2 protein-coding genes and 1 pseudogene are annotated in these 3,665 nt (G+C 50.4%); all 3 read left to right on the top strand.

Annotated elements, in window-relative coordinates; translation table 11 throughout:
- Positions 1 to 558: hypothetical protein (locus ACEQ81_RS08135; RefSeq protein WP_411030352.1), on the top strand; the 558-nt coding region annotated here is incomplete at its 5' end.
- A 2-nt stretch (positions 559 to 560) separates the two neighbouring features.
- Positions 561 to 1,715 carry a gliding motility-associated C-terminal domain-containing protein gene (locus tag ACEQ81_RS08130; RefSeq protein ID WP_411030351.1) on the top strand — a complete coding sequence of 385 codons (1,155 nt, stop codon included), beginning with the start codon at positions 561 to 563 and terminating at the stop codon, positions 1,713 to 1,715.
- Positions 1,716 to 2,045: 330 nt separating this feature from the next.
- Positions 2,046 to 3,665, top strand: a pseudogene (locus tag ACEQ81_RS08125) (hypothetical protein); the annotation flags it as partial.

The following is a 3,665-nucleotide window of genomic DNA, read 5'->3' as shown; positions in this document are numbered from 1 at the left end:
CCGCAATGGCAGGACGCCGCAGCACTGGGGACCAACCTGGGCGCCGATGTAACATCCACCGACGGATCGATTACCGGCGTGGCCAACGATGCCGCACTGGCCGCCATGGACCTACAGGTCAACGTGGACGGAAACACACTGGAAGTGGATCCCGCCAACGGCGTACAGATAGCCGACGACGGTGTCACCACAACACAGATAGGAACGGCAGGAATAGCAGATGCCAACAGGGTATTGGGAACGGATGCCGCGGGCGACCCGCAATGGCAGATTCCCGATGTAATGGCCATGGGTAAGGTAAATGCACTTGCAACACCTCTTGGCACTAGAACCAATGGGGCAACCGCTGTATTGAACAGCCCGGGCAATTATACCGTTACCTTAAATCCTGTCAATGCCACAGCCGATTATGTAATACAATTGACGTTACTAAACGCTGGACCGGGATTTTCCATAGAGGTAGATAATCAACTAACCACAGGGTTCGATGTTTTAATTTACAACGATGCCAATGTGCCAACAAATGCCTCTTGGTACTTTACCGTTACCGATTTTTAAATTTGAAATACTTAAACCACATAGCGTTACTTTTTTTAATTGGCAACATTGGCTATGCCCAAACCGCACTATATAATTCTGGAAACATAAGAATCCATCAAAATGGACAATTAGGTTTCCACACAGATCTGATCAATGATGCTTCTTTTGATCAAAACCTGGGGTTGGCCGGATTCTATGGCAATACTCTCGTAAGCGTATCTGGAGCATTTATGCCCGTTTTTTACGATACTGAAATTGCCAATGACGCTGGGGTGTTTTTAAATACGGGAATAACCGTAACCAACAACACCAATTTCGTTATTGGCGATGTCATTTCCCCTAAAAACCAATTGGACGTATATTTTAATTTTTTTAGGGATGCCTTCTATATAGGCGAAACCAACGGTTCTAAAGTTGATGGTTTTGCGGCTATTACCAACAAACAAGTATTTTCTTTTCCCGTTGGGGATTCAGAACAGTTACGCCCATTGATCCTAAATTCCCAAGCTGAAAATCAATTTGCGAAGTGCGCCTATTTTTTTGAAGACGCCAACAACCCGATATCACTGCCAAATGGTTTTGATACTACAAGAAAAATTAGGGACATTGGTGAGATAAGTACGCTGGAGTTCTGGAAATTGGAAGGCAGCATTCCCTCTACCATTACCATCAATTGGAATGCACGGAGTAACATGGCGGCGTTTACCCCCGATGTACAAAATATCACTATTGTTGGATATAGCAAATCGGCCAATCGATGGCTGAGCCTGGGCAACACTGCTATCGGCGGAGATATCACCCAGGGTTTTGTAAGTTCCGAAACTTTTGTGCCGGACGACTATGAAATAATAACTTTTGGCACCTTGGCCGTGCCCCAAGAAATTCTACTTCTCGAAAACTATTTATTGACCCCTAATGGTGATGGTAAAAACGATTTTCTGGTAATCCCCGAAATGATAGAACTATCACCGAACAACAGTATCCGTATTTATGATCGTAACGGGCTGCTCGTATTTGAAATGACAAACTATACCGATGAGTTCAATGGCATCTCCAATATTGATAATAGGGTTATTAAAAGAGATATCGGACTGCCTCAAGGCATGTATTTCTACCTCGTTTCGCTGGATGATTTAGCACTGAATTTTCAAGGATTCCTTTATTTGGCGCGTTAGTTAGTGACTTATATGTAACCTAGATTACTAAGGGTTTTGCATCCTCATGCCAAACGCTGACCATTGCATTACACGGTTTTACATACTTTTCTTACATTCTGGCAACAAATATTACCCTGTCCCTCTTGCTTTTATTAGTTTTCCCAATGTAATATAGTGTTTCAACAAAAACCCAGAGTGGGGTCGGTGTACGGTGCGGTTTTTTGGATGTGAGTGTTTTACCTTTCGTTTCACAACAAACGAAGGGCAATTCACAACATTTTATAAAGTCGGCCCCCATCATCATTTATCTTTGGGTTCAATATTAATCGATCCTCAAATCGAACCAAAATGGACTTTAAAAAATTAGTGCTACTGGCACTTCTCTTTATAGGCATCAACCAACTTACCGCTCAGGTAAAAATAGGAGAAAACCCCAATAGTATAAATGCGGCCTCATTGGTAGAATTGGAAAGTACTTCCAAGACCTTAGTACTAACTAGGGTATCCAATCTGCAAATGCAAAATATTTCACCATTGCGCGGTGCCATGGTATATAATACAGACATGTCCTGTGTCTTTTATTTCAACGGAGTTACGTGGAACAATTTATGCGACGGCTCTGTATCTGGTAGTTCTGGTACTTTTTCATTTGTAGATAATCGCGATGGTTGTTTTACAATAAATTATAGCGACGGTTCATCTTTTACTTCTCCTGATTTAACAGGACCTGAAGGGCCACAGGGACCTCAAGGTGACCCGGGAGCAACGGGCGCAACAGGACCCGAAGGGCCACAGGGACCTCAAGGTGACCCGGGAGCAACGGGTGCAACAGGACCAGAAGGACCGCAGGGACCTCAGGGTGACCCGGGAGCAACAGGTGCAACAGGACCCGAGGGACCACAGGGACCACAGGGACCACAAGGTGACCCGGGAGCAACGGGCGCAACAGGACCAGAGGGACCGCAGGGGCCAATAGGACCCGAAGGACCACAGGGAGTTAAAGGTGACCCGGGAGCTACAGGCGCAACAGGTGCAACAGGACCCGAAGGGCCACAGGGACCTCAAGGTGACCCGGGAGCTACAGGTGCAACAGGACCCGAAGGACCGCAGGGACCTCAAGGTGACCCGGGAGCAACGGGCGCAACAGGACCAGAAGGACCACAGGGTGACCCAGGAGCTACAGGCGCAACAGGACCAGAAGGACCACAGGGTGACCCGGGAGCAACGGGCGCAACAGGACCCGAGGGACCACAGGGAGTTAAAGGTGACCCGGGAGCTACAGGTGCAACAGGACCGGAAGGACCGCAGGGTGACCCGGGAGCAACGGGTGCAACAGGACCCGAAGGACCGCAGGGACCTCAAGGTGACCCGGGAGCTACAGGTGCAACAGGACCAGAGGGACCGCAGGGACCTCAAGGTGACCCGGGAGCTACAGGCGCAACAGGACCAGAAGGACCGCAGGGACCACAAGGTGACCCGGGAGCTACAGGCGCAACGGGTGCAACAGGACCGGAAGGGCCACAGGGACCACAAGGTGACCCGGGAGCTACAGGTGCAACAGGACCAGAAGGACCGCAGGGACCTCAAGGTGACCCGGGAGCTACAGGTGCAACAGGACCCGAAGGGCCGCAAGGACCTCAGGGTGACCCGGGAGCAACGGGTGCAACAGGACCAGAAGGACCGCAGGGACCTCAAGGTGACCCGGGAGCAACAGGTGCAACAGGACCCGAAGGGCCACAGGGACCACAAGGTGACCCGGGAGCAACGGGCGCAACAGGACCCGAGGGACCGCAGGGACCACAGGGTGACCCGGGAGCAACGGGCGCAACAGGACCGGAAGGACCCCAGGGTGACCCGGGAGCTACAGGCGCAACAGGTGCAACAGGACCCGAAGGGCCACAGGGACCTCAAGGTGACCCGGGAGCTACAGGTGCAACAGGACCCGAAGGACCGCAGGGACCTCAAGGA

Source organism: Spongiimicrobium sp. 3-5, assembly GCF_046557915.1.
In the GTDB taxonomy this organism is placed as follows: domain Bacteria; phylum Bacteroidota; class Bacteroidia; order Flavobacteriales; family Flavobacteriaceae; genus JBHEBG01.
This window is presented reverse-complemented; position numbering and strand designations above follow the sequence as displayed.